This is a genomic window from Micromonospora sp. AMSO12t, from assembly GCF_008806585.1.
GTDB classification, from domain to species: Bacteria; Actinomycetota; Actinomycetes; order Mycobacteriales; family Micromonosporaceae; genus Micromonospora; species Micromonospora reichwaldensis.
Genome location: NZ_WAAS01000009.1, coordinates 14,177 through 39,069 on the forward strand (window position 1 = coordinate 14,177; position 24,893 = coordinate 39,069).

The 24,893-nt window shown below is 72.7% G+C and carries 14 protein-coding genes and 1 riboswitch; of the genes, 11 read left to right on the top strand and 3 right to left on the bottom strand.

Features of this window, described 5'->3' with window-relative positions; translation table 11 throughout:
- Window positions 1–416: 416 nt before the first annotated feature.
- Window positions 417–3,740 (top strand): beta-N-acetylglucosaminidase domain-containing protein, encoded by a 3,324-nt coding sequence (locus tag F6X68_RS02540; protein ID WP_225851931.1) that lies wholly within the window; start codon window positions 417–419, stop codon window positions 3,738–3,740.
- A 19-nt stretch (window positions 3,741–3,759) separates the two neighbouring features.
- Here F6X68_RS02540 and F6X68_RS02545 read toward each other — a convergent pair whose 3' ends face one another.
- On the bottom strand, window positions 3,760–4,533 hold the full coding sequence (locus tag F6X68_RS02545) for a GntR family transcriptional regulator (protein ID WP_151452717.1): 774 nt from the start codon (window positions 4,531–4,533) through the stop codon (window positions 3,760–3,762).
- Between the two features lie 160 nt (window positions 4,534–4,693).
- Here F6X68_RS02545 and F6X68_RS02550 point away from each other — a divergent pair, with 160 nt between their 5' ends.
- From F6X68_RS02550 to F6X68_RS02595, 10 genes are all read left to right on the top strand, one after another.
- Window positions 4,694–5,965 carry an ABC transporter substrate-binding protein gene (locus F6X68_RS02550; RefSeq protein ID WP_151452718.1) on the top strand — a complete coding sequence of 424 codons (1,272 nt, stop codon included), beginning with the start codon at window positions 4,694–4,696 and terminating at the stop codon, window positions 5,963–5,965.
- On the top strand, window positions 5,944–6,894 hold the full coding sequence (locus F6X68_RS02555; RefSeq protein WP_225851932.1) for a carbohydrate ABC transporter permease: 951 nt from the start codon (window positions 5,944–5,946) through the stop codon (window positions 6,892–6,894). The genes F6X68_RS02550 and F6X68_RS02555 overlap by 22 nt, the downstream gene beginning before the upstream one ends.
- Window positions 6,895–7,791 carry a carbohydrate ABC transporter permease gene (locus F6X68_RS02560; RefSeq protein ID WP_151452719.1) on the top strand — a complete coding sequence of 299 codons (897 nt, stop codon included), beginning with the start codon at window positions 6,895–6,897 and terminating at the stop codon, window positions 7,789–7,791.
- Window positions 7,788–8,717 carry an N-acetylglucosamine kinase gene (locus F6X68_RS02565; protein ID WP_151452720.1) on the top strand — a complete coding sequence of 310 codons (930 nt, stop codon included), beginning with the start codon at window positions 7,788–7,790 and terminating at the stop codon, window positions 8,715–8,717. Before F6X68_RS02560 ends, F6X68_RS02565 begins: the two co-directional genes overlap by 4 nt.
- A 47-nt stretch (window positions 8,718–8,764) precedes the next feature.
- Window positions 8,765–9,958, top strand: coding sequence for a hypothetical protein (locus tag F6X68_RS02570; protein WP_151452721.1), 1,194 nt, complete (start codon window positions 8,765–8,767; stop codon window positions 9,956–9,958).
- Entirely contained in the window at window positions 9,951–10,700 is a 750-nt protein-coding gene (locus tag F6X68_RS02575; RefSeq protein WP_151452722.1) for a sugar isomerase domain-containing protein, read from the top strand. The genes F6X68_RS02570 and F6X68_RS02575 overlap by 8 nt, the downstream gene beginning before the upstream one ends.
- Before the next feature lie 282 nt (window positions 10,701–10,982).
- Window positions 10,983–12,077 carry an N-acetylmuramoyl-L-alanine amidase gene (locus tag F6X68_RS02580; protein ID WP_225851933.1) on the top strand — a complete coding sequence of 365 codons (1,095 nt, stop codon included), beginning with the start codon at window positions 10,983–10,985 and terminating at the stop codon, window positions 12,075–12,077.
- Between the two features lie 341 nt (window positions 12,078–12,418).
- Window positions 12,419–12,635: riboswitch (cobalamin riboswitch) on the top strand.
- 204 nt (window positions 12,636–12,839) lie between these two features.
- A complete protein-coding gene (locus tag F6X68_RS02585; protein ID WP_151452743.1) occupies window positions 12,840–15,185 on the top strand; it encodes a ribonucleoside-diphosphate reductase subunit alpha in 2,346 nt (781 codons plus the stop codon).
- A 35-nt stretch (window positions 15,186–15,220) separates the two neighbouring features.
- Entirely contained in the window at window positions 15,221–16,216 is a 996-nt protein-coding gene (locus tag F6X68_RS02590) for a ribonucleotide-diphosphate reductase subunit beta (protein WP_151452723.1), read from the top strand.
- A 162-nt stretch (window positions 16,217–16,378) separates the two neighbouring features.
- Window positions 16,379–18,835: a right-handed parallel beta-helix repeat-containing protein gene (locus F6X68_RS02595; RefSeq protein ID WP_192581251.1), complete on the top strand. Its 2,457-nt coding sequence runs from the start codon at window positions 16,379–16,381 to the stop codon at window positions 18,833–18,835.
- Between the two features lie 46 nt (window positions 18,836–18,881).
- On the opposite strand, the gene F6X68_RS02600 is transcribed toward F6X68_RS02595, so the two are convergent.
- Both F6X68_RS02600 and F6X68_RS02605 read right to left on the bottom strand, forming a co-directional pair.
- Window positions 18,882–22,232 (bottom strand): hypothetical protein, encoded by a 3,351-nt coding sequence (locus tag F6X68_RS02600; RefSeq protein ID WP_151452725.1) that lies wholly within the window; start codon window positions 22,230–22,232, stop codon window positions 18,882–18,884.
- Between the two features lie 80 nt (window positions 22,233–22,312).
- Window positions 22,313–24,736 carry a low temperature requirement protein A gene (locus F6X68_RS02605; RefSeq protein ID WP_225851934.1) on the bottom strand — a complete coding sequence of 808 codons (2,424 nt, stop codon included), beginning with the start codon at window positions 24,734–24,736 and terminating at the stop codon, window positions 22,313–22,315.
- Between the last annotated feature and the right edge of the window lie 157 nt (window positions 24,737–24,893).

The following is a 24,893-nucleotide window of genomic DNA, read 5'->3' on the forward strand; positions in this document are numbered from 1 at the left end:
CCTTCGGGGTCGGCCGTCGATGTCCACGGCACGACCAGATACCGGCCTAGGCCAGTATCGTGAAGTCCGACCGAGTTGATGTCAATGGCTCGCTACGCGCAGCGACCCGGACCAGCGCTGTCGTACGCCGGTAGGGGGTTGACGTGACCGGGTGTGGCATGGATCCTCGTCATCGGTATAGACCGGTCGGCCACAACCGATCCCACGCGCGGATGCCAGCCCGGCCCGGACGATCCTCCGGGAGCCCCTTTCGCGCGGCCGTCGGCTCCGACCCCGACGGCCGGCCTCGTCCCTGCTGACTCGACCAGACCGGCGGTTGCCATGTCGGCCGGTCCTCGCGGTGGTCCGCTCACCGCACGCCACGCCGGACCCTTTACGGAACCACGGCTGGCCCATATCGCATGAGTGGAGGTTCGATGTTTCTGTTGCGCTCGTTTCGCGGCTGTCGCCGCACCGGCGTGTTGGCCGGATCGGTCGTGCTCGCCGTTGGCCTGGTGAACCCCGTGCCGGCTCGGGGGGAGGCCCAGGCCCCTGATCGGGTGGGCGTGGCGCGCGTCCTTCCGACGCCGCAGCGCGTGCAGGCGCGTGCGGGATCGGTCGTCCTGCCCGACCACGTCGACGTCGTCGCGGGTGCGGCCGCCGATCCGGCCGCCCGGCAGTCTCTCGTGGACGTGCTCGGCGCGCGCGGGGTCACCGCCAGGGTCGTCGGAAGCGCGGACATGTCGACATCGCGTCCGGTGATCCTCCTCGGCGGCCCGAACGAGACGTCGGCGAGCGTCGCCGCGCTGAGTGCTCTCGGGGTGCAGGGGCCAGCGGGACTGCCCGGTGAGGGGTACGTGCTGGCGGCCGGGCACGATCGGCTCGGGCGACCGCGGATCGTCCTCGCGGGGGTGGACGGCGCGGGCACCTTCTACGCGGTCCAGTCGTTGCGTCAGCTGCTCGTGTCGCGAGGCGCCCGGGTGGCCGTCGACGGCGTGGCGGTGCGCGACTGGCCGGGTTACCGGATCCGTGGGGGCATGGAGTCGTTCTACGGACCCGTGTGGTCGCAGGAGGACCGGCGCTCGCAGATCGAGTTCCTGGCCCGGCACAAGATGAACCAGTTCTTCTACGGGCCGGCGGACGACCTGCGTACCGGATCGCACTGGGACTCCCTGTACGACGAGGCGGAGCTGGGCCGGTTGAAGGAGATCCTCGACCTGGCGACGTCCCGTCATGTCGATTTCGTGTACCGGATCTCGCCGGAGGCGCCCCTGGCTCCGGGCAGGGGGATCTGCCACGTACGCGACACCGATCGGGCCAAGTTGCTGGCGCGTCTGGCGCAGTTGTGGGAGATCGGGGTCCGCAGCTACGTCATCGCCTGGGACGACGTGTCCGGAAACTTCGCGTGCCAGGAGGACCGGGACGCCTACCAGGGCGATCCGTCGCCGCTCGCGGCGGCCCAGGCCGGGGTCACCAACCTGGTCCAACGCGAGTTCATCGAGAAGCGCCCCGGCGCCAGCCGCATGGTGACGGTGCCGACGGAGTACTGGGGCATGACGCCCACGCCGTACAAGAACCGGTTCGACGAGTTGCTCAGCACCGAGGTCGACCTCTACTGGACGGGCTCGGAGGTGGTCTCGCCGCGCATCACCGAGGACGACCTGCGGGCCGCTCAGGGCGTCTGGCCGCGGCACCGGCTCATGATCTGGGACAACTACCCGGTCAACGACTACAGCCCCAACCGACTCCTGCTGGGCCCACTGGTGAACCGCGACGCCGGCATGGCGGACGACGTCCTGGGCATCTCGTTCAACGGACTCGTCCAGCACCAGGAGGCCTCGCAGATCCCACTCGGCACGCAGGCCGACTACGCCTGGAACCCCGGGGCCTACGACGCCGAGCGCTCATGGACGCGGACTCTCGAGATCATCGGCGGCGACGCGTACGCGCAGCTGCGACTCTTCGCGGAGAACAACAAGGCCAGCGCCCTGGACAACACCGCGCGGCCCCAGTTCGCCGCGCTCGTCAACCGGCTCATCGCCGACTACTCGGCGGGCCGAGCGGTGGACGCCCAGCTCGACCAGCTCGACCGCGAGCTGCGCCGTCTGGAGGAACTCCCCACCACGCTGCGGGCGCAGCTCGACAACCCTCTGCTGCTCAAGCAGATCGAGCCCTGGCTGGACCGGGTCGGCACGACCGGCCAGGCGGGCCGGGCGGCGCTGGCGATCCTGCGGGCGCAGGACCGGGGGAACGGCGAAGCCGCCTGGCTGGCCCGGCGGGAGCAGGCGCGTGCCCGCGGCATCCTCGACAGGACATCGCACCAGATCAGCCCCGGCCCGGTCGACGAACTGCTCAGCTTCGCGGCCGCGCAGAGCGACGGCTACATCGGCGACCGCTGGTACGGCGACCTCGGGGCCCCCACGGGCCTACCGGCTGCCGCCCAGGGGTCCGCGCTGGGCAACCTGACCGACCGGCGCGACGACACGGCCTACGTCGCGGCCGGCAAGCCGCAGGACGGCGACGCGATCACGGTTGCGATCACCAAGCCGCACCGGCTGTCGGCGGTGACCGTGGTGCAGGACGCGACGGCTCCCGCCGACGGCGTGATCCAGGCGCTGGTCGACGGCGCCTGGGTGGATCTCGGACCGCTCGCTGACGGGTTCACCAAGGTGCCGGCGGCGGACCTCTCGGCCGGCGCGGTGCGGATCCGTTGGGCGTCGGGCAGCGCGACCCCGCGCGTCTACGAGATCGTCCCGCACTACTCCGACGTGTTCAGCGGTGCCGTCTCGGTCGATCCGCCCGGGTCGCTGATCGCGCCAGGGAAGACGAAGCGGTTCCAGGTCGCCGTCGAGGTGTTCGCGGATCACCGGCTCAGTGGACGGGTGACCGCCACCGGCCCGGACGGCTGGACCGTCGACCCGGCGACGCAGGTGTTCCGTGCCCGGCCGGATGGCCGGACCATCGTCGCGAGCGTGCCGGTGAAGGTGAGCGTACCGGCCGGCGCGGAGCCGGGGCGCCACCAGGTCACGGTGGCCTTCAACGAGGACGGCGCGCCCCCGGTGAAGGTGTCGCTGCCGATCCTGGTCGGGCAGCAGAGCTACCCGAACCTCGTGACCGGGGCGGACCCGGCCGGCTACTGGCGCCTCGGCGACCCGGCCGGCTCAAGCACCGCCGTGGACAGCTCCGCCAGCGGACGGAACGGGACCTACCTCGCCGGCGCCCAGCCGGTCGCCGAGGGCGCGATCACCGGTGACCGGGCGGCGGACCTCTCCGCCGGCTACATCGAGGCGCCGCGAGGCCCGCGGACCGACCTTCAGGGCGCCTTCACGTTGGAGGCGTGGGTGAAGCTCGACAGGCTCGCCCCGGCGCCGGGGCAGGCGGTCATCGAGAGCTACTCCGGGCCGGCGGTCAACGGTTACGCCCTGCGGGTGACCGACGGCGTCCTGCAGGCGTGGTCGCTCGGCGCCGCCGGGAAGGGGCACGGCCTCGTGACCGGCCGTACCCGGCTGACGGTCGACGAGTGGCACCACGTCGCCGCCGTCTTCGACGGATCGCGACTGACCGTGTACCTCGACGGCGTCGCGGACAACAGCGTCGCGACGTCGGTGCCGCCCGGCAGCGGTACGGCGAGCGTCAAGCTCGGTGGCCGTGGGGACGACACGTCCCAGCGGTTGCAGGGTGACCTCGACGAGGCGGCGATCTACGACCGCGCCCTGACGGCAGCCGAAATCGAGGCGCACCATCTCACCGGTCTGCGCTGACCGGCCCTGCGGATGCGCGTCAGCCGCCCTGGGACGGGGGGCTGACGTGCATCTGGATGGCGTACCGGTCGCCGCGGTAGAGCGAGCGGCCGTACTCCACGACCTTGCCCATGTTGTCGACCGAGATGCGCTCTATCAGGAACGCCGGGGTGTCCTCGCCGACTTCGAGCCGTTTCGCCTCGGTGCCGGTCAGCCGGGCGATGGTGACGGTCTGCCGGGCCGATTCGAGCCGCACCCCGAAGACACGGCCCAGAACCTCGTACAGCGAGTCGTCGCGCTCCATCACCTTCAGCAGGCTGGGGAACCGTGCCGCGGCGAGGTTCGTCCGCTCCAACGCCATCGGGATGCCGTCCGCCGTGCGGATCCGCTCGATGTAGTGGGTCGGGTCGCCCGGGGCGATGTCGAGGTTGGCGGCGACCTGGCGGGCGGCCGGGCGGGTGCGGGCGCGGTACGACTTGGCACCCGGTGTCATGCCGCGCATCCGCATGTCCTCGCTGAACGAGCGGAAGATCTCCGAGTGGGTCAGCGTGGGGTGCTGCACGAAGGTCCCACGCCCGGGCACGCGGCGGACCATTCCCTTCGACTCCAGCGCGTCGATGGAGCCCCGGACGGTCATCCGGGCGACTCCGAACCGTTCGGCGAGGACCCGCTCCGAGGGGAGCAGCGCACCGTCCCGCGAGTTCAGGACCATGGCGGTGAGGACGTCCCTGATGTGCTCGCCCTTGCCGCCGTTGCGCTCCGCCGGCAGGGACTCAAGGGCCCCGTCGCTCGGCTCATGTCGCGTCCTTGGCACGAACCAGTTCTCCTTCCTACGCAATTCAAGCCATCGTACGGGCAAACGCCCGGACGGCTGGTGAGGTCGGCGTAACCGTTGACCTCCGGTCTATACCAGTATTAGCCTCGGCTGGTCCGCCACGTCCAGCGGGGTGGCGGCCACGACGATCGGAGATGCGATGCCCAGAAGACGCGGTGTGCTGGGGGCGGCAGCGCTGCTCGCCATCACCCTTACTGCGTGCGCGCCAGGTAGCGGGGGCGGCGGCGACGACGCCGTCAACCTGAAGGTCTGGGGCTGGCGGCAGGAGGATGTCGCGGCATACAACAAGATCTTCCAGATCTACGAGAAGGCCCACCCGGGCGTGACGGTGGAGTACCTGCCCTACAAGAACACCGAGTACGACACGATCCTCAAGACCGGCCTCACCGACTCCAGCGGCCCCGACGTCGCGCAGCTGCGCTCCTACGGGCTGCTCCAGCCGCTGGTCGCCGCCGGCAGCCTGGTGCCCCTCGACGACCAGGTCGACAAGCTCGGCGGCTTCCCGAAGCCGGTCCTCGACGGCGCGAAGGGCGAGAAGGACGGGCGCGTCTACGGCGTTCCGTTCGCGCTCCAGACCCTGCACGTCATCTACAACAAGAAGATCTTCGCCGACAACGGCATCGCCGCCCCCACCACGTGGGCGGACATGATCGCGGGCTTCGACAAGCTCAAGAAGGCCGGCGTCACCCCGCTGGCGAACACCGTCACCGACAAGTGGATGCTCCCGATCGAGCAGGAGATCTTCGGCGCCACGACGTACGGCGGCCCCGACTACCTGACCAGGATGCTCGACGGCTCGGCGAAGTTCACCGGCACGCCCTGGGTGAACTCCCTCGAGGCGTGGAAGAGCACCCAGAAGTACTGGCCGGCGCAGGCGTCCGGGGTGAGCTACGCGGACGCGCAGGCACTCTTCACCTCCGGCCGGGCCGCCGCGTTCCCCGGCGGCGTGTGGGAGATCGCCGGGTTCAAGAAGGCCAACCCGCAGCTGGACCTGGGCATCTTCAACGTGCCGCCCGCGCCCGGCGCGGCGGTCGACAAGACGCTGGTCCCCGGCTACGTCGACGGGTCGTTCGGCGTCTCGGCGAAGTCGCCCCGGCGGGACGCGGCTCTGGAACTCGTGCGGTGGATGGCGACCGAGGAGTTCGGCCGCGCCCTGGCCACCGAGCTCCACCAGATCTCCGCGGTGCCGGGCGTCCAGCCGCAGGACGAACTGCTGGCCCAGGCACTCCGGGAATACCAGGCGAACCCGAGTCCGTACGTCACCTACGCGTACTTCTCCGGCGGCACACCCACCGGCTGGGACCTCGCCTCCGAGGCGTTCTCCGACTACGTCCTCGGTCGACGCAGCGCCGCTGACACGGCCGCCCACGTCCAACGAGGGGTCGATCAGTGGTTCCGGCCCAAGAACTGACGGTCCGTCCTGCCCGGCGGTCACGCCGCCGGGCGGGACGGGTCTCGGCAGGGTGGATCACGACCTTCTGCCTGCCGGCCCTCGCGCTCTACGGCCTCTTCGTCGTGGTGCCGCTCGTCACCGCCTTCTACTACGGGCTGTTCCACTGGGACGGCACCCGGCAGGGGGAGTTCGTCGGGATCGGTAACTACCAGGAGGTTCTCGCCCGCTATCCGTTACGCGACGAGATCCCCGCCGCGCTGGGGCACAACGTCCTCTTCTTCGTCGGCACCATGGCGATCCAGAACACCGTCGGACTGGGCCTGGCGGTGCTCCTGCACCGCAATCCCTGGGGCAAGCGGCTGTTCCAGACGCTCTTCTCGCTTCCCTACCTGATCAGCCCGCTGATCGTCGGGTACATCTGGTCGCTCCTGCTGAGCCCCACCTTCGGCCCGATCAACTTCGCGCTCCGCGCGGTCGGCCTGGACGCGTGGGCGCGTCCGTGGCTCGGTGAGCCGGACCTCGCCCTGCCCGTACTGATCCTCGTCAACGCCTGGCAGTGGATCGGCGGACCGATGCTCATCTTCGGCGCCGCCCTGGGCGGCATCCCCCAGGAGCTGGAGGAGGCGGCCGCGATGGACGGCGCGTCCGCGACCCGGGCGTTCTGGAGCATCCGGTTCCCGCTCCTGATGCCGGCGGTCGGCGTCATCACCGTGCTGACGTTCATCGGGTGCTTCAACATCTTCGACCTCGTCTACGCGCTGGGCGGCTCCGACGGCGGACCCGGCGGCGCGATGGACGTACTCGGCCTGCTCTACTACCGGACCGCCTTCCAGGGCGGCAGCAACGCGATCGGAGAGTCCTCGGCGTTGGCCATGCTCATCTTCGTGTTCATCTTCGGGGTCTCCCTGGGCCTGGAGCGGGTGCTGCGCCGCCGGGAGGTCCACTAGATGACGACCCTGCGCGCCGCCCCCCGCACGGCACAAAAAGCCAGGGGCGATATTGAACCTCCGCGTGGCACCCGCCAGCGTTCGCTGCTGCGCACCGCCGGCGGCCAGTTCGTCCTGTGGGCCTACGCCGCGATCGCCTTCGGCCCGCTGCTGCTGGTGCTGATCGGATCGCTGCGGAGCAACGCGGAGATCCTCCAGGCACCGGTCGGGCTGCCCAGCTCGTTCGACCTGAGCAACTACACCCGGGCCTGGCAGACCGCGTCGATCTCGACGTACTTCGTCAACTCCCTGACCGTCACCTGCGCCTCGGTGGCGCTGTGCGTCAGCGTGTCGGCGATGGCCGCCTACGCCCTGTCCAGGTGGAAGTTCCGGGGCCGCGCCCTGCTGGCGGCGTTCTTCCTGTCCGGGTTGATGATCCCCGCGAAGCTCGGCCTGCTGCCGGTGTTCTACATGTTCCAGTCGATGGGTCTGATCGACAGCCGGATCGGGTTGGTGCTGCTCTACGCGGCGAGCGGAATCCCGTTCTCGATCTTCGTGATCATGGGCTTCATGCGGGGACTACCCGGTGAGCTGGAGGAGGCCGCGCGCATCGACGGGGCACACGAGGGCCGGCTGTTCGTGTCGGTCGTCCTGCCCCTGATGCGGCCGGCGCTCGCGGTCGCCACGGTCTTCCAGTTCGCGCCGACCTGGAACGACTTCTTCTATCCGTTGGTGCTGCTGCGCAGCGGGGACAAGTACACCGTCCCGGTCGGGCTGACCCGGTTCTTCGGCGAGTTCGCCGCCGACCGCGGCACCCTCTTCGCCGGACTCGTGATCGCCCTGGTGCCGCTGGCGGTGGTGTTCGCCCTCGCGACCAAGCAGATCGTCGCGGGCCTGACCGCAGGGATGTCACGTTGACGACGACGATCACCATCGACGGCGGCAAGTCGGAGCTCCGGCTGCTGCTACGCGCGGCGGCGGGCCGCCAGCTCGGCGTCGGCCCGGGCTTCTCCTACCAGCCCCACGAGGACGGCGTCGACCGGATCCTGGCCGCGGTTCGTGGCGCCGCGGCGACGATCTCCCTTCCCGAACAGGTGGCGGGCGTGGTGGCCGGCCTGACCGGCGTGCCGGGGGAGTCGGCGGAACGCCGGCGCCTCGCCCTCGCCCTCGAACGGCAGTTCGGCGGTCCGGCCGTGGTCGTGGAGGACAGCATCCTCGCGCACGCCGGCGCTCTCGGCGGCCCCGGCGTACTGCTGTGTGTCGGGACCGGAACGACCGTGCTCGCCGTGGACGCTGACGGCGACCACGCCCGGCTCGACGGATGGGGTCCCCACCTCGGTGACCGGGGCAGCGCGCACGCCATCGGGCTGGCCGGAATGCGCGCCGCGACCGCGTCGTACGACCGGGTGGGGCCGGCCACCGGGCTGGCCGACCGCCTCGTCGCGGCGCTCGGCGGCGTGGACCTGGCCGCGCTGCAGCGGTACTACCGGGACCCGGCCATGATCTCGCGTACGGCGGCCTTCGCCCGCGAGGTGCTCGACGCGGCCGCCGGGGCCGACCCGGTGGCGGGCCGGATCTGCGCCGGGGCCGCGGCCGACCTCGCCGACGCGGCACAGGCGGCAACCGAACGGCTCGGTCTCGGCGGGCCAGCCCGCCGGGTGTCCTTCAGCGGACGGCTGCTGACGCCGGGTAACCCTCTTCACCAGGCGCTGTCGGCCGAACTCGAGGCCAGAGGGCTGCCCCTGGTGACGCCCAGAGCGGAGCCGCTCGACGGCGGTCCGGCGCTCCTGAGCGGTGCCGCCCCCTACGCGCGCCTGCTGGCGCGCCAGGGCGGCGACGCGTGAGGGCCGGGCACGGGGTGGCGCGACTCGAGGTCGTGCCGGGGGAACCCATGGGTGGGTACGCCGACCGCTCGGACGGCGTGCGGAACGTGCTCGACCCGCTGGAGGTCCATGTCGTGACCTTCGCCGACGAGGGCCACCGCTTCGCCCTGGTGGTCGCGGACCTGATCTGCGTCAACGTCGACGTCGTCGACCGGATCCGGGCCGCCATGCGAGACGTCGGCGTGCAGTCCTGCTGGGTCGCCGCCACCCACACCCACGCGAGCCCCGAGGCGGGCTGCAGCCCTGGCGGCGACGCCACGCCACGGCACGTCGCCGACCGGCTCGAAGCCGCGTCCCTCGTGGCCGCGCGGTCTGCCGTGGCGTCCGAGCGTGCCGCCCGACTCGGCTCCGCCCGCACGCTGGTTCCCCAACTGGCCGGTCACCGTAACGTCGCTGATCCGGCTCCCCTGGACATTCCCGTCGACACCATCGTGGTCACCGCGGGCACCGAAGTGGTGGGGCTGGTCGTGGTCTCACCGGTCCACCCGACCATCCTTCCCGCCGACAACAACCATGTGAGCGCGGACCTCAACGGCGGCATCCGCCGGGCGCTGGCCACGCCGGACCGGTGGGTGGTCGTCGCCACCGGTGCGGCCGGCGACATCAGCACCCGGCACACCCGTCAGGGGCGGGGGCTCGACGAGGCGGACCGGCTCGGCGCCTGGCTGGCCGACCGGGTCGAACCGGTGTCGCCGCGCGTCGGCGAGGGTGCGGCGCCGCCGGTACGCCCGCCGGTCGTGCGGACGGTGACGCTCGCGCCGAAGCAGCCGGCGGAACTCGACGTCGCCGTGCGTCAGACCCCGCCGCCGGGGGGCGGGAACGAACGCATCCACCGGGTCATGCAGCAGGGGCTGCGGATCGCGGCGGAACAGGCCGCCCGGCAACGCACGGAACCGTACGTGATCGACGTGGAGGCGGTGGACCTCGACGGCGTCACGGTCGTGGCCGTTCCCGGCGAACTGTTCCTGGAACTGGGCGAGACGATCCGGGCCGCGGCGCCGGACCAGGCACGGGACGTCGTGGTCCTCGGCTACGCGAACGGCTACCTCGGCTACCTACCCGCCCGTGACACGCAGCCCTGCTACGAAACCTATGCCAGTCCGGTCACCTCGGGCAGCAGCGAGATCGTCGTCGAGGCCGCAGTGGCGGCCGTCGCGGCGGCCGTCGGCAACCGGGACCACTCCAGGAGGATCAATGCCTGAGCCTGCCTACGCCAACATCGCCCGGACCGCACTCGAACAGGTCCTGTCAACGCAGCTCGACGCCATCGAGGCAGCGGCCGGGCTCGTCGCCGACGCCATCGCCGCCGGTGGTGTCCTGCAGGCGTTCGGGACCGGCCACTCGCGGATCGTCAACCTCGAACTCGCGGGGCGTGCCGGCGGGCTCGCCGCCGTCAGCATGCTGGCGGTCAAGGATCTCGTGATGTTCGGTGGCGCCGAGCCGGGGCCGATCCTCGATCCGACGTACGAGCGCGAGCCCGGCCTCGCCGAGCGGATCTACCAGCTCGCCGCACCCTCCGCGCACGATGCCTTCCTGATCGTCTCGAACTCCGGAATCAACGCCGCCGTCACCGAGATGGCGGTGCTGGCCCGCGAGCGCTCCCATCCGATCGTGGCGGTCACCTCACTGGCACACACTCGCTCGGCCGGTGCCCGTGCGACCCAGGGACCGCATCTCGCCGACCTGGCGGATGTGGTGATCGACAACCAGGCGCCGGCGGGGGACGCGGCGCTGGAGATCACCCCAGGAGTTCGGATCGGGGCGGTCTCGTCGTTCACCGGAGTCCTCATCGCGCAGCTACTCACCGAACTGGTCTGCCGCCGGTTGCTGGGCCGCGACATCGACCCGCCCGTGCACGTATCCGCGAATCTCGCGCAGGGCGACGCGCACAACCGCGTCCTCTACGAGCGGTACCGCGATCAGGTCCGCCCGATCGAACCCTGATCGGCCGGGACGAAGGCTCCGGGGGCGTGAGCCTCCCGGTCGAGTTGGCCCTTCAAGCGGGCCGTCGACCGGCTCGGTGGGCCGGCGGATCGGTGTGAGTGGGTGCTCGCCTGGGCGTGGGATGCGGTCGCGGCACGACGGCCGTGCGATCGCACCCACGCTCAGCCGGCCAGCGGTCGGGCTCGGCGGTCCGGCGGGCCGTAGGAGGAAACCTTCAGATCTCAGATCAAGGGACGTAGACATCTTTCATGTTGTATCGATGTCCCGCTATATTGCCGAGCAGTGTCGATCTCTCCCGATGACGAGGTGCACATGTTCGACAACCCGACGCTTCGGCGGCGTACCCTGTTGGCGGCCGTCGCTGGCGCCGCGGCCGTCCCCATCATCGCCGGCCCCGCGTGGGCGGCGTTGCCGAAGGTCTACATCGACCCGGGCCACGGCGGCACCGACCCCGGCGCGGTCGGCAACGGGCTGCAGGAGAAGGCCCTGACGCTCGACATCTCCCTGCAACTGCGCAACATCCTGCTGGCCAACTGGGCCGTGGACGTCCGGATGTCCCGCACGACCGACATCACCCGCAGCCTGGCGTACCGCACCGACGACGCCAACGCGTGGGGCGCGAACCTGCTGGTGAGCGTGCACATCAACTCCGGCGGTGGCACCGGCTTCGAGAGCTACCGTTACCCGACGTCGGACGCCGCCACCGTCAATCTGCACAACGCCCTGCACCCGAGGGTGATCGGCGGCATGCGGACGATCGGTGGGGTCACCGATCGGGGGCTGAAGACCGCGAACTTCCACATGCTGCGCGAGTCGGCCATGCCCGCGGTGCTGACCGAGAACCTCTTCATCGACTCCGTCGCCGACTCGAACCTGCTCAGGCGCGCCGACTTCATCACCGCCACCGCCCGTGGCCACGCCGAGGGCATCGCCGCCTACCTCGGCCTGAGCGCCCCCAACCCGCCCACGTTCAGCACCATCGTGGACAACACCACGGCGGGACGGTTCACGGCGAGCACCAACTGGGGGACCTCCTCGTACTCCGCCCAGCGCTACGGCGCCGACTACCGCTTCGCCAACCCCACGCTGGCCAGCGACTCCGCCTGGTTCAAGGTGAACATCCCGGCGGCCGGCAACTACCGCGTCGAGGTGCGGCACCCGGCCGACCCCGGCTACAACAGCTCGGCCCCGCACGTCGTCGTCACCGCCTCGGGCAACCGCACCGTCAACGTGGACCAGCGCTCCAGCGGCGGCGTCTGGCGCTCGCTGGGCACCTTCGGGCTGGCCGCCGGCGACCGTAACCTGGTCGCGGTCAGCCGCTGGACCAGCAGCACCGGCTACGTGGTGGCCGACGCCGTCCGGGTCACCCGGGTCTAGGAACGCTGCCGGGCTGAGGCCGGGCGTTCGGCAGGCGTCGCCGCGCCACGCCTTGCGGCCCTCCTCCACCGCCACCAGCGCGCCGACAGACCCACCCGAACGTGATCAGGACGCCATGGACGTGACCCGGCGGCTTTAGGGTCCATGGCGTCCTGATCACCGTTTGCGGGGCGCGGCCGGCAGAGAGCTGCGGCAGAGAGCGGCACCGCGTCGCGGTGCGCCGGTGCGCGGGTCGGTGCATCGACGCGGGCTTCTGGCCGGCGATCGACGGGCGTGACCCGCGCCGCCGACGACACGCCCGGGACCGACATGTGGGGTGTGACAACGGCGCCAACCCTATATATGGTGTCGGCGCAGCTGGTTCGGCCGCTCATCCGGAGTGGTCGAGGCAAGAGGGAACCCGGTGGGAATCCGGGACTGCCCCGCAGCGGTGAGTGGGAACGACCGCCGTCATCAGCACTGGGCCGCCAGCGGCCTGGGAAGCGACGGCCAGTAGGAGACCGGCGAGTCCGGTCGCGCCCGCGAGTCCGAAGACCTGCCAGTGCGCCGTACGCCCGCTTCCGGGTGTGTGGCGGTCCGAGGCCGCGTGGGACGGCCGACGCCATCCCGACGCGTTGCCCTGCGGCGCGTCGTCGTCGGTGTCCGCTCCCCGCGTGCCCAGGAAATCCGTCTGGGATCAAGGCTCGCGAGGAGTGAGTGGTGACAGTCACCGAGGTTTTTCCGGCCGACGATGCGGTCGTGGTGGGCCAGCGGCGGCCGCAGATGCGGGTCCGCAAGCGCGACGGCGGCACCGAGGCGGTCGACGTCAACCGGATCGTCCGCGCGGTCGAGCGGTGGGCCGACGACCTCGCCGACGTCGACCCGCTGCGGGTGGCGACCCGGACGATCAGCGGCCTGTACGACGGGGCGACGACTGCCGAACTGGACCGGCTGTCCATCCAGACCGCCGCGGAGATGATCGGTGAGGAGCCGCAGTACTCGCGGCTGGCCGCCCGCCTGCTGGCCGGGTACGTCGACAAGGAGGTCCGCCGGCAGGGCATCGGCTCCTTCAGCGAGGCGATCCGGCACGGCCACGCCGAGGGCCTGATCGGCGACGACACCGCGGCCTTCGTCGCCGCCCACGCCGGCGCCCTCGACGCCGCCGTCGACCCGCGCGGCGACCTGCGCTTCGAGTACTTCGGGCTGCGTACGGTCTACGACCGGTACCTGCTGCGCCACCCGACGAGCCGGCTGGTGCTGGAGACCCCGCAGTACTGGCTGCTGCGCGTGTCCTGCGGCCTGTCGCAGGCACCGGACGAGGCGATCGGGTTCTACCGGTTGATGTCGAGCCTGGCGTACCTGCCGAGTTCGCCGACGCTGTTCAACTCCGGCACCCGGCACACCCAGATGTCCTCCTGCTACCTGGTCGACTCCCCGCGCGACGAACTGGACTCGATCTACCAGCGGTACGCGCAGGTGGCGAACCTGTCGAAGTTCGCCGGTGGCATCGGCATCGCGTTCTCCCGGGTCCGCTCCCGGGGCGCGCTGATCAGGGGCACCAACGGGCAGTCCAACGGGATCGTGCCGTGGCTGCGGACGCTCGACGCCTCGGTGGCGGCGGTCAACCAGGGCGGCCGGCGCAAGGGCGCGGCCTGCGTCTACCTGGAGCCGTGGCACCCGGACGTCGAGGAGTTCCTCCAACTGCGCGACAACACCGGCGAGGACGCCCGGCGCACCCACAACCTGAACCTGGCCAACTGGATCCCGGACGAGTTCATGCGGCGGGTGGAGTCCGACGGGGTGTGGTCGCTGTTCGACCCCGACGTGGTGCCGGAGCTGCCGGACCTGTGGGGCGAGGAGTTCGACGCGGCGTACCGGGCCGCCGAGGAGCAGGGCCGCTACGTGCGGCAGGTCCCGGCGCGGGAGCTGTACGGGCGGATGATGCGTACCCTCGCCCAGACCGGCAACGGGTGGATGACGTTCAAGGATGCCGCGAACCGGCTGTGCAACCAGACCGCCGAGGCGGGCAACGTGGTGCACCTGTCCAACCTGTGCACCGAGATCGTCGAGGTCTCCAGCGACGCCGAGACCGCCGTGTGCAACCTCGGTTCGGTCAACCTCGCCGCCCACCTGGGCGCGGGCGGCATCGACTGGGAGCGGCTGCGCGCCACCGTCCGGACCGCCGTGACGTACCTCGACCGGGTCATCGACATCAACTACTACCCGACGGCGCAGGCGGCGGCGAGCAACCCCCGCTGGCGACCTGTCGGGCTCGGGCTGATGGGCCTTCAGGACGTGTTCTTCGCGCTGCGGCTGCCGTTCGACTCGCCGGCCGCCCGGGAGCTGTCCACCCGGATCAGCGAGGAGCTGTACCTGACGGCCCTGGAGACCTCCGCCGACCTGGCGCGACGCTCGGGCGCCCACCCGGCGTACGGGCAGACCCGGGCGGCGCGCGGGCAGCTGCAACCCGACCTGTGGGGCGTCACGGGCACCCAGACGGCGCGGTGGAGCGCGCTGCGGGAGCGCGTCGCCGCGTACGGGCTGCGCAACTCGCTGCTGGTGGCGATCGCGCCGACCGCCACCATCGCCTCGATCGCCGGCTGTTACGAGTGCATCGAGCCGCAGGTGTCCAACCTGTTCAAGCGCGAGACCCTGTCGGGGGAGTTCCTCCAGGTCAACACCGCCCTCGTGCGGGAGTTGAAGGCGCGTGGCCTGTGGACGGAGCGGATCCGTTCGGCGATCAAGCGCGCCGAGGGCTCCGTGCAGGACGTCGCGGAACTGCCGGCCGAGGTGCGGGAGCTGTTCCGTACCGCGTGGGAGCTGCCACAGCGGGCGTTGATCGACCTGGCCGCGGCCCGCGCCCCGTACATCGACCAGTCGCAGTCGCTGAACCTGTTCCTGGCCGCGCCGACGATCGGCAAGCTCTCCTCGATGTACCTGTACGCCTGGAAGGCCGGGCTGAAGACGACGTACTACCTGCGGTCGCGGCCGGCCACCCGGATCCAGCAGGCCACCGTCGCGCCGGTCGGACCGGCCCGTGCCGCCGGTGTCGTCGCGCCGGTGACGACCGTGGACGAGGCGCTGGCCTGCTCCCTGGAGAACCCCGAGTCGTGCGAGGCCTGCCAGTGACCACCCCGACCACCAGCGAACCGAGGACCACACACATGCTGCTCGACCCGGGGATGGATCTCACCCTGCGCCCGATGCGCTACCCGCACTTCTTCGACCGCTTCCGCGACGCCATCCGCAACACGTGGACGGTGGAGGAGGTCGACCTGCACGCCGACCTCGCCGACCTCGACCGGCTCTCCCCGGCCGAGCGGCACCTGGTCAGCCGCCTCGTCGCGTTCTTCGCCACCGGCGACACCATCGTCGCCAACAACCTCGTGCTCAACCTGTACCAGCACGTCAACTCGCCGGAGGGCCGGCTCTACCTGTCGCGGCAGCTGTTCGAGGAGGCCGTGCACGTCCAGTTCTACCTGAACCTGCTCGACACCTACGTGCCCGACGAGGCCGAACGCTTCGCCGCGTTCGCGGCCATCGAGAACATCCCGTCGATCCGGCGCAAGGCCGAGTTCTGCTTCCGCTGGATCGACTCGCTGGGCGAACTGCGCCAGCTGCGTACCCGGGAGGACCGGCGGGCCTTCCTGCTCAACCTGATCTGCTTCGCCGCCTGCATCGAGGGGCTGTTCTTCTACGGCGCCTTCGCCTACGTCTACTTCCTGCGCTCGCGGGGGCTGCTGCACGGCCTGGCGTCCGGCACCAACTGGGTGTTCCGCGACGAGTCCATGCACATGGCCTTCGCCTTCGACGTGGTGGAGACGGTACGGGGGGAGGAGCCGGACCTGTTCGACGACGAGCTGGCCGCTCAGGTGCGGCAGATGCTCGCCGAGGCCGTCGAGTGCGAGGTCCAGTTCGCCGAGGACCTGCTCGGCCAGGGCGTGCCCGGGCTGTCCCTGGTCGACATGCGCGAGTACCTGCAACACGTCGCCGACCGGCGGCTCGCGCAGCTCGGCATCCCCGCCCACTACGGGTCGACCAACCCGTTCGCGTTCATGGAGTTGCAGGACGTCCAGGAGCTGTCGAACTTCTTCGAGCGACGCGTGTCGGCGTACCAGGTCGGGGTGAGCGGCACGGTGGCCTTCGACGACGACTTCTGAGCACGGGGGCCGCGCAGGCCGTGCGGCCGTCGCGCCGGGACCGGACGGGCGTGGGCGCCCCCCGTTCGCGGCCCCCGTGGCCGCGAACGGGGGCAGGCCCGATCTATGCTCCTGGTGCCTCGCCGCCGTCGGTGGCGCGGCCTGGGCGGGGGGACGGGTCAAGTGGGTGTGCCGACGCTGCTGGTCTCGCTGAGCAGGGCGAACGCCTACCGGGACATCGGGGCGGCGGTGGCGGCGGCACCGCACGGCGCGGTCGTCGTCGTGGAGCCGGGCCGCTACGACGGGCAGGTCGTCGTACGGGCCAAGGCGGTCACGATCCGCGCGGCCGTACCGGGCGGGCCACCGGTGCTGGTGGAGAGCGGCGCCGCCGCCCCCGCCGTGTACTGCGAGGACGCTCAGGTCGTCCTCCAGGGGCTGACCCTGCGCACGTGGAGCGCGGACGCGCCGGCGACGGTGTCGGCGCTCCGCGCCAGCCTGACGATCGAGTCCTGCGTCGTCACCGGGCAGGCCTTCAACGCCGTGCTCTGCGAGCGGAGCACCGCGCACGTGCGGATGTGCGACGTCAGCGGGATGCGTCGGGGCGTGGCGTTCGTCGACGGCAGCGGGGTCGTCGAGAACTGCCGGCTGTGGGACCTCGACGAGTACGCCGTGCTGTCCAAACGGGACAGTCAGCCCACCGTGCGGCACTGCCATGTCCGGGACACCGACCGGGGCTTCGATGCCTTCGAGGGCGGTGGCGGCACCGTCGAGGACTGCCACTTCACGGGCGTACGCATCGGGGCCGTCACGGCAGGCGGGCGCTCCCGGCCGACGGTGCGGCGGTGCCGGGTCTCCGGCGGACGCGGCAGCGGGCTGGTGTTCAGCGGGTCCGCCGGCGGGCTGGTCGAGGAGTGCGAGCTGACGGACCTGGAGGGCTGCGGCGTCGAGGTCTCCGGCGGCGCTGAGCCCGACGTGCGCCGCTGCCGGATCGAGGGCGTCGGCCGCAACGGCATCTACGTCAGCGGTGCGCGGGGCACGTTCACCGACTGCGACGTGACGGCCAGCCGGCTGCCCGCGATCGCCGTGGTCGACGGGGCGGCGCCGCTGGTGCGCGGCGGCGTCCTGCGCCGGGCGCGGGAGGACGCCCTGCTGGTCCGGGCCGCCGCCGGCCGGTACACCGGCGTGCGGATCGAGGCTCCGGGCCGCTACGGGGTGATCGTGCAGGGCGGCGACCCCACCCTGACGGACCTGACGGTCGACGGTGGCGAGGCGGGAGTGGTGCTCGACGGCGCCGTCGAGGCCGACGTCCGCCTCGACGGCGCCACCATCCGGGGCGCGACGAGCAGCGGGATCGCCGCCGGAGGAGCGGGCCGGCTCACCGGTACGAACGTCCGGGTGGAGAACGCCCCGGTGGGGCTGGTCGGCACCGACGCGATCGCGATCACCCTCACCGACGCGGTGTTCTCCGGCGGCACCGTCGGTGTGACCGGGGCGGGCGAGGCCGCCCTGCACCTCACCGCCAGCACGGTAACCGGGACCACCGGTTCCGGGATGCTGCTGCGGGAGCAGTCCCGGCTGACCCTGCGGGCCAGCACGCTGCGCGCCTGCGGCGGCGACGGCGTGCAGGTGGAGACCGACGCCCCGGTGCTGGTCGACCGGTGCGAGTTCGTCGACGTGGCCGGCGAGTCCGTCCGGGGCGCCGACCGTGCGCGGGTGTCGGTGACCGCCCCGGAACAGCCGGCCGCCCCGGTCGTACCGGCTCCCGGGGACCGGGCCGGCTCCGCCGACGAGGCAGGCGTGCCCGCCCGTCCGACGTCGGCCAACGTCGACGTCGACGCCGTGCTGGCGGAGTTGGACGGCATGATCGGCCTGGCCGCGGTCAAGCGGGACGTGCGGACGCTGGTCCAGCTCATCCGGGTCGGCGAACAGCGCCGCAGGGCCAACCTGCCGGTGCCGCCGGTGAGCCGGCACCTCGTCTTCGCCGGCTCACCGGGCACCGGGAAGACGACCGTCGCGCGGATCTACGGGCGGCTGCTCGCGCAGCTCGGCGTCCTCACCAAGGGGCAGGTCGTCGAGGTGGCGCGGGTCGACCTGGTGGGCGAGTACCTGGGCAGCACCTCGCTGAAGACCGCCGCGGCCTTCGCGCGGGCCATCGGCGGGGTGCTCTTCGTCGACGAGGCGTACGCGCTGGCCCGCACGTTCGGCACCAACTCGGACTTCGGGCTGGAGGCCATCGACACGCTGGTGAAGCTGATGGAGGACCACCGGGACGAGACGGTCGTCATTGTCGCCGGCTACTCCGACGAGATGGTGCAGTTCCTGGCCACCAACCCCGGCCTCGCGTCCCGGTTCACCAAGACCATCGAGTTCGTCGACTACGCCCCCGACGAGCTGCTCGCCATCATCTCCGCGCTGGCCGGGCAGCACGGCTACGACCTGACCGGGCCGACCGCCGACGCCCTGCTGGACCGGCTCGTCGAGGCCGTCCGCGACCCGGTGTTCGGCAACGGCCGGGGCGCGCGGAAGCTGTTCAACGCGATGATCGAACGGCAGGCGGGACGGCTCGGGGACGTACCGGCGCCGACCGCCGAGCAGCTGCGGACGCTGCTGCCGCAGGACATCCCCGCCGCCGACGACTGACCGCGAACCGCCGCTGACCCGTGCCATCGGTGCGGTCCGGCGAGCATCACGCCTGCATCGAGATGTCGAAGGCGGCGTCGCGGACATCGGCGACCGGGTGCCCGCGCAGCAGGTGGAGCACGTCGCGCCAGGGAGCGGACCAACCGAACGCCCTGCCGCCGGCGGCCAGTGCCACCGCGAACAGGCCGGTGGCGGCCTCACCCCGGGCGGCGAGCGTACGAGCCGTGTCGAGTATCGGCTCGGCGTCCAGGGCCGTCGGGGAGGCGGTGCGCTGGGCGAGGAGCTGGGCGAGCCGGGCGGCGAGCGCCGGCCGACCCGCCACCAGCTCCGCGATCGTGAGGATCTCGGCGGTGAGCCGCGCCGACGTCGTGTCCCTCAACGGCAGCGCGCTGGTCAGCAGGGTGCCCGCCTGGGCCACGTATGCGCGGTGCCGGCCCAACTCCGCCGCCGCCCGCCGGACCGGCGCCGGGTCGGCCAGTGGCCCGAGCGTCCAGGACGCCGTGGCCACGATGTCGTCGATCCGCCGACGGGCGAGGCGGTCCCCGGCGGGGCCACCGAGGTCCGCGTCGGCGCCGTCGATCCGGACGAGGGCGTCCAGCGCGGCGACGGGCACCTCCCGTTCGGCGCGGTCCGGGTGACGGAGCACCGCGGTCAGCATCGGGCGCACCGACTGCCAGTCGTACTGCCCGCCCAGGTCGGTAAGCGCCGCCGTGAGCAGGCCGGTGAGGTCGGGCGCCCAGGGCAGCCAGTGCACGAGCCGGGGCCAGGCCAGCCGGCTGAACTCCCGGTCGGGGCTCGCGCAGGCCCGGGCGACGAGGGCGGCGTAGCGGGGGCGATCCGGTGCGGCGATTCCGCCGGGCGGGGTCGCCAGCACGGCCAGCGACTCCTCCCGGCTCCCGACGATCGCCTCCTCGAGGATCGGCCAGCTCTCCGGCGCGTGCAGCCGCTGCCGGGCGGCGTCGACGATCGCGGCCCGTACGTCGCGGTGCTGGCCGGGCTGGCGCCACGCCGACACCAGTACCGCCATCGCCTCCGGGGGACCGAAGCGGCCGAGCAGCCGGACCGCCTGCTTGCGGCTGGTCACCTTGCCCCGCCCCAGGGCGACGCCGGACAGCGGGGCCACCAGGTCGGCCGGGCGGGTGAAGCGGACGGCGCGGGTGGCGGCGTACAGGGCGACCCTGGCCCGATCGTCGTCGGCGTGCGACAGCAGCAGCGGCAGCGCCTCGGCGGGCCGGTCGGTCCACGGCAGCGCCTCCAGGGCCGCCTCGGCCAGGGTCACGTTCGGCGAGCCGACGTGACGCAGCACCAGCTCCCGCCCGGCGTCGGGCACCCGCGCGGCGGCCCGTACGGCGGCGGCCCGGTGGTGCAGCGGGGTGCCGGCGTCGGCGGCGAGGCGCGCCTGCAGCCGCACGAACGCCTCCTGTTGGCGGGGCAGCCACCGCTCGACGCGCACCGGCCGGCCCGGAATCCAGCGGGTGCCGGCGGTGAGGAAGGCCCCCTTCGGCGGGTGACGCAGCACCCGGTCGAGCAGGTCGGTACGTCGGGCGCTGACGGTCCGCCACACCGTGGGGAGGGTGACGGTGGAGCTGTCGGAGTCCAGCACGTACGCCACGCGCTGCGCCCGGGTCCTCGGGTCGGCCAGCCACAGCTCGACGGCCTCCCGCACGACGGCGGCCACGGTGCCGGGGGTCGTCGCGCGGCGCAGCAGCTCCTGGAGTTCGGGCAGCTGCCAGGCCCGCCGCCCCAGGGCCCGGGTCACCGCGAACAACGCGGTGAACTGCCCCCGGGCCATACCGGCCTCGACCCATCCGCGGAGCCGGGCGAAGACCAGCACCTCCTGGCCGCGGCGCAGCGTCTCGTCGAACCGCCCGAGCGGCGGCAGCCGGTGCCCGCCGAAGAGCCGGTCGAGGGTGTCCAGCGCCCACCGCAGCAGGGCCGGCTCGTCGACGTGCCGACCCAGCACCCGGGCGGCGAGGGTGCCGAGCGCGGCGAGGGTGCGTGTCGACGCGTCGCGGGTGGTCGTGGCGTCGACGGTGATCCGGGCCAGCGCCTCGACGGCGTCCGCGCGCAGCAACGGGGCCAGGTCCGCCAGCTCCGTCAGCGCCGCGGCCCGGACCGGGTCCTGCTCGTTGCGCAGCCGATCCAGCCTGGTCAGGGCCTCGGCCGCCGCCGCGGGGTGGCGGCTGCGCCGGGCGGCGGCCAGGAGCAGCTGGTACGCGACGGCCCGGTCGTGCGCGTCGGCGGCGCGCAGGGCGGGGGTGAGCGCCGCCGACGCCGCCGGCCAGGGCAGCAGGGCGCTCCACGACCGCACCTGCGCCTCGTCGTGGCGGACGTCGTCGAGGGCGAGCACCCGACGTGCCTCCCGCTCCCGCCAGTCGTGCGGCAGCACCTCCATCAGCGACGCGTCGGGGATCCGGGTGGCCGTCTCGACGTCGGCGGACACGGCGTCGTACAGGTCGCCCCGGCGCGCCGGGGGTAGCGCCCCCAACAGCCGGTCCAGGGCGTTGTTGTGGCCGCGTACCCGCCGGCCCAGCGCGACCAGGTCCGCCTGCGGCAGCCGGGCGATCCGGCGCAGCAGCGCCGGGGGCAGCCACTGGTAAGCCACCCAGTCCGCGCGGGACGGCGCGGTCAGCAGGGCCAGCACCCGTCGTGGCGCGGACGCGGCGAGCGGGCCGTAATGCGCGAGGTCGCCGGGGAGGTGTCCGGTGGGCGCGTACCGTTCGAGCAGCGTCAGCGCGCGTTCCGGTCGGCGCCGGCCGGCGACCAGGACCCTCTTGCCGTGCGCCGTCCACCAGCGGTCCCGTTCGTCGGGTTGGAGGTGGGGCAGCGTCGACTCGGCGTGGTCGAGCACCACGTCGCCGTGGCGACGGGCCAGGCAGACCGAGCCCGGCAACGCGTGTTCGACGACCGGCAGCAGCCGGCGGACGGTGTCCGCCCCACAGGCGGGCAGCAGGGCGACCGCCTCGACGGCCCCGAAGCGCCCCAGCACGCCGTCGACCAGGTCGTCGGCGACCGCCGGCCGGTGCAGGTGCCGCAGCGACCGGTAGACCAGGTGACGCAGGTCGGCCGGCGCGTCCCGGACGAGTGCGCGCAGGTCGTCGCCGGCGAGCCAGCCGGCGCGCAGGCCCGCCTTCACGGCGACCGCGCGGATCGTGCCGTGCCGGTCGCCCAGCGCCGCCCGCACCGCCGCGTGGTCGCCGACGATCTCGGCGGCGGTGACGGCCAGGAACCGGTGGTACGACGACGCCTCGGCGCGCAGGTCCGCCAGGATCTCCGGCAGCTCCCCCGTGGCGGCCGCCTCGCGGGCGCGACGGGCGAGCGTCGCCATCCGCTCCGGGTGGGCCAGCGCGTCCAGTTCGCCGAGCAGCCGTCGTGTCGATCTCCGCACGCCGACCATTGTGGCGGTCGGGGGGCCGCCCCGCCGACCCGTTATCCGCCCGGCGCCTGCCGACGACCACCGTCCTGCCGGTCCACCGGTCAAGGGCCGCCGGGCGGCGCGACGGCGGGCAGCGAGGTGGTGGTGGCGACCGCGACGCCGACCGCCGCGAGCAGCATCAGCGACGCGAGGCTGGGCAGCGCGGCGGTCGCCGGAGCCGCGAGCGCCACCACCAGCAGCCCGAGCATCCGTCGCCGGCAGAACCGGCCCGTCGCGCGTCGCCAGATCAGCTGGTCGGCGGCGAGGAAGACGAGCACGCCGCCGTGCAGGGCGGCGTGTCCCAGCGACGCCAGCGGCGCGCCCGGCCGCTGGGCCGCCTGGGCCAGCGCCGTCGTCAGGCCGAGGGCGACCAGGATCAGACCGGCGACGGTCAGCAGGTGCAGGTAGGTGTAGACGTCCCGGGCCAGGGCCGCGCCGCGAGGGCCGGTCGACACCTGCGACAGCCGCCGGTCGAGGACACGGTCGGTGCCGACGTACGTCCACCACAGGGCGGCGAGCAGGGTGACGATCAACGCGACGGTGACCAGGGAAGCCGCTGAGATCGACGTGTCGGCCAGTGCGACGCCGGTGGAGATGAACCCCTCCCCGAGGGCGACGAGCACGACGAGGTTGTACCGGTGCGGCCACTGCCCGATGGAGCGGATCCCCTGGTCGCGGGCACTGGTCAGGTAGCCGCCCGCCAGGTCCACCACCACCGCGGCCGTCCAGCACACGGCGGTGACCGGGGGGATCGGCCGACCGAGCGGGGGAAAGGTCAGCGTCGCGCCCACCAGCAGCGCCAGCGCCGCCGCGGTGGGTACGGCGGCCCGGGCCGCCTGGGCACGCAGCACCGGATCGCCCCTCGCGACCCGGAAGAGCGCGGCGAGGTGCAGCGCCCGCAGCGCCACGTAGCAGGCCACCACGATCAGCGGGCCGGGAAGCCCACCGGGAACGCGGCTGAACGCCTGCGGGATGGCGACGCCGAGCACGAAGGTCAACGCGCCCGCCGCCAGCACCGTCGCCCGCACCAGGGTGCTGACGCGGGGCGCCACGCTCTCCAGCCAGGCGTACATGCACCAGGACCACCAGAGCAGGGCCAGGACACCGAGGCCCTGCGCCAGCCCCGCCGGGGACGGCTGACGGGTCACCAGGACGGTGATCTGGATGAACGCGTACACGACGATCAGGTCGAGGAAGAGCTGGTGGGGGCGGACCGCCGTCACCCGCCGCACCGTGCCGGCGACCGCCTCGTGCAGCCGGCGGTGCCGCCTCGCGAAGACGGTACGGTCGGCGATCACGGCGGTGCCCAGGCAGGCGGCGAGGATCCCCAGCGATCCCAGCGCCGGCGTGTTCAGGGCCACCGGTGTGGCGGCCAGCAGCAGCCCGATGCCGAGCGCGACGCTGCGCCCCACCAGGTCGAACCCGCGCTTCTCGAAGGCCAGCAGCCCGAGCAGGTAGAGCAGCGCCCCGCCGTACAGGGCGAGCACGCTGCCCGTGCCCCAGCGGCCGGCGGTGCTCACCTCCGTCGCGCTCAGGGCGTGTTTGAGGCCGAGCGCGAGCAGGATCAGGCCGCCGACCATCGGCAGGTGCAGCAGCGCGTAGGCGTCGCGGCCCACCAGCGACGTGGCGCCGCCGGGCAGACGCCGCAGCGACTGTTCGGCGGCGAACCGGGCGAGGTCGAAGTAGGTCCACCACAGCATGATCACCACGACGACGCCGAGGGCCGAGCCGCCGAGCACCGACCAGGTGATCGGCGGGTCGCCGACCAGTCCCCGGCTGGTGCCGATCGAGATGATCGTCTCGCCGAGGGCGACGAGCACGATCAGGCTGTGCCGTTCCGCCCAGTGCCCGACGGACCCGAGCCGCCAGTCGCGCGAGCCGAGCCCCGCCAGGCCGGCGTAGTCGACGGCGGTGGCCACGGTGAACAGCACCACCTGCGCGAGGCGCACCGGCGGCCGGTCCGGCAGCAGCGCCGGCAGGGACGCGGCGACCAGCAGCAGCGGCGAGGTGACGCACAGCGGCAACCACGCGCGTCGGGTGAACAGGGGCCGGTCGCCGGCGTTCAACCCGGCGAGGGTGGTGACCACCAACGGCACGAGGCGCACCAGGACGAACGCGACGGCGAAGACGAGGGGATCCCACCGGCCACCCGGCCGGTCCGCGAAGGCCACCGGCAGGGTGACAGCGACCACGAAGATGCCGGCCGCCGCCCCGAAGACGACCAGCGGCATGACGCCCCGGTCGAAACGCACGGTGTTGCCGAACCAGGCGTACGACGCCCAGCACCGCCACAGCAGCGCGACCACCAGGAACCCCTCGAACAGCCCGACGGGGTGGAAGTTCGCCGACATCAGCGCGGTGACGTTGATGAACGCGTAGACGAAGACCAGGTCGAGGAACAGTTCCAGGCGTGTCACCCCGCCCGGGCCGGGCTGGATCCGCCCGGACACCGCGGCGCGGATCCGCCCGGCCGCCGACGCGCTCATCGCCACCCGCCCACTCTGCCAACCGGCGGGCGGGCGCCACGCGGGATCGCCGAAGCCGCGCCTGGTGCGTCCGGGGAGCCGTCGGGCGTGCAGGTCGTCGACCGCCGCGTTGGTCCGCCGTACCGTCGAAGGGCCTGCGGGTGACGCCGGCCGCCCG

Excerpts from the sequence above, each read along its gene's own strand:
- F6X68_RS02540 (WP_225851931.1), top strand. The coding sequence starts at position 417 with ATGTTTCTGTTGCGCTCGTTTCGCGGCTGTCGCCGCACCGGCGTGTTG.
- F6X68_RS02550 (WP_151452718.1), top strand. The coding sequence starts at position 4,694 with ATGCCCAGAAGACGCGGTGTGCTGGGGGCGGCAGCGCTGCTCGCCATC.
- F6X68_RS02560 (WP_151452719.1), top strand. The coding sequence starts at position 6,895 with ATGACGACCCTGCGCGCCGCCCCCCGCACGGCACAAAAAGCCAGGGGC.
- F6X68_RS02570 (WP_151452721.1), top strand. The coding sequence starts at position 8,765 with ATGGGTGGGTACGCCGACCGCTCGGACGGCGTGCGGAACGTGCTCGAC.
- F6X68_RS02575 (WP_151452722.1), top strand. The coding sequence starts at position 9,951 with ATGCCTGAGCCTGCCTACGCCAACATCGCCCGGACCGCACTCGAACAG.
- F6X68_RS02585 (WP_151452743.1), top strand. The coding sequence starts at position 12,840 with ATGCGGGTCCGCAAGCGCGACGGCGGCACCGAGGCGGTCGACGTCAAC.
- F6X68_RS02590 (WP_151452723.1), top strand. The coding sequence starts at position 15,221 with ATGCTGCTCGACCCGGGGATGGATCTCACCCTGCGCCCGATGCGCTAC.
- F6X68_RS02600 (WP_151452725.1), bottom strand. The coding sequence starts at position 22,232 with ATGGTCGGCGTGCGGAGATCGACACGACGGCTGCTCGGCGAACTGGAC.
- F6X68_RS02605 (WP_225851934.1), bottom strand. The coding sequence starts at position 24,736 with ATGAGCGCGTCGGCGGCCGGGCGGATCCGCGCCGCGGTGTCCGGGCGG.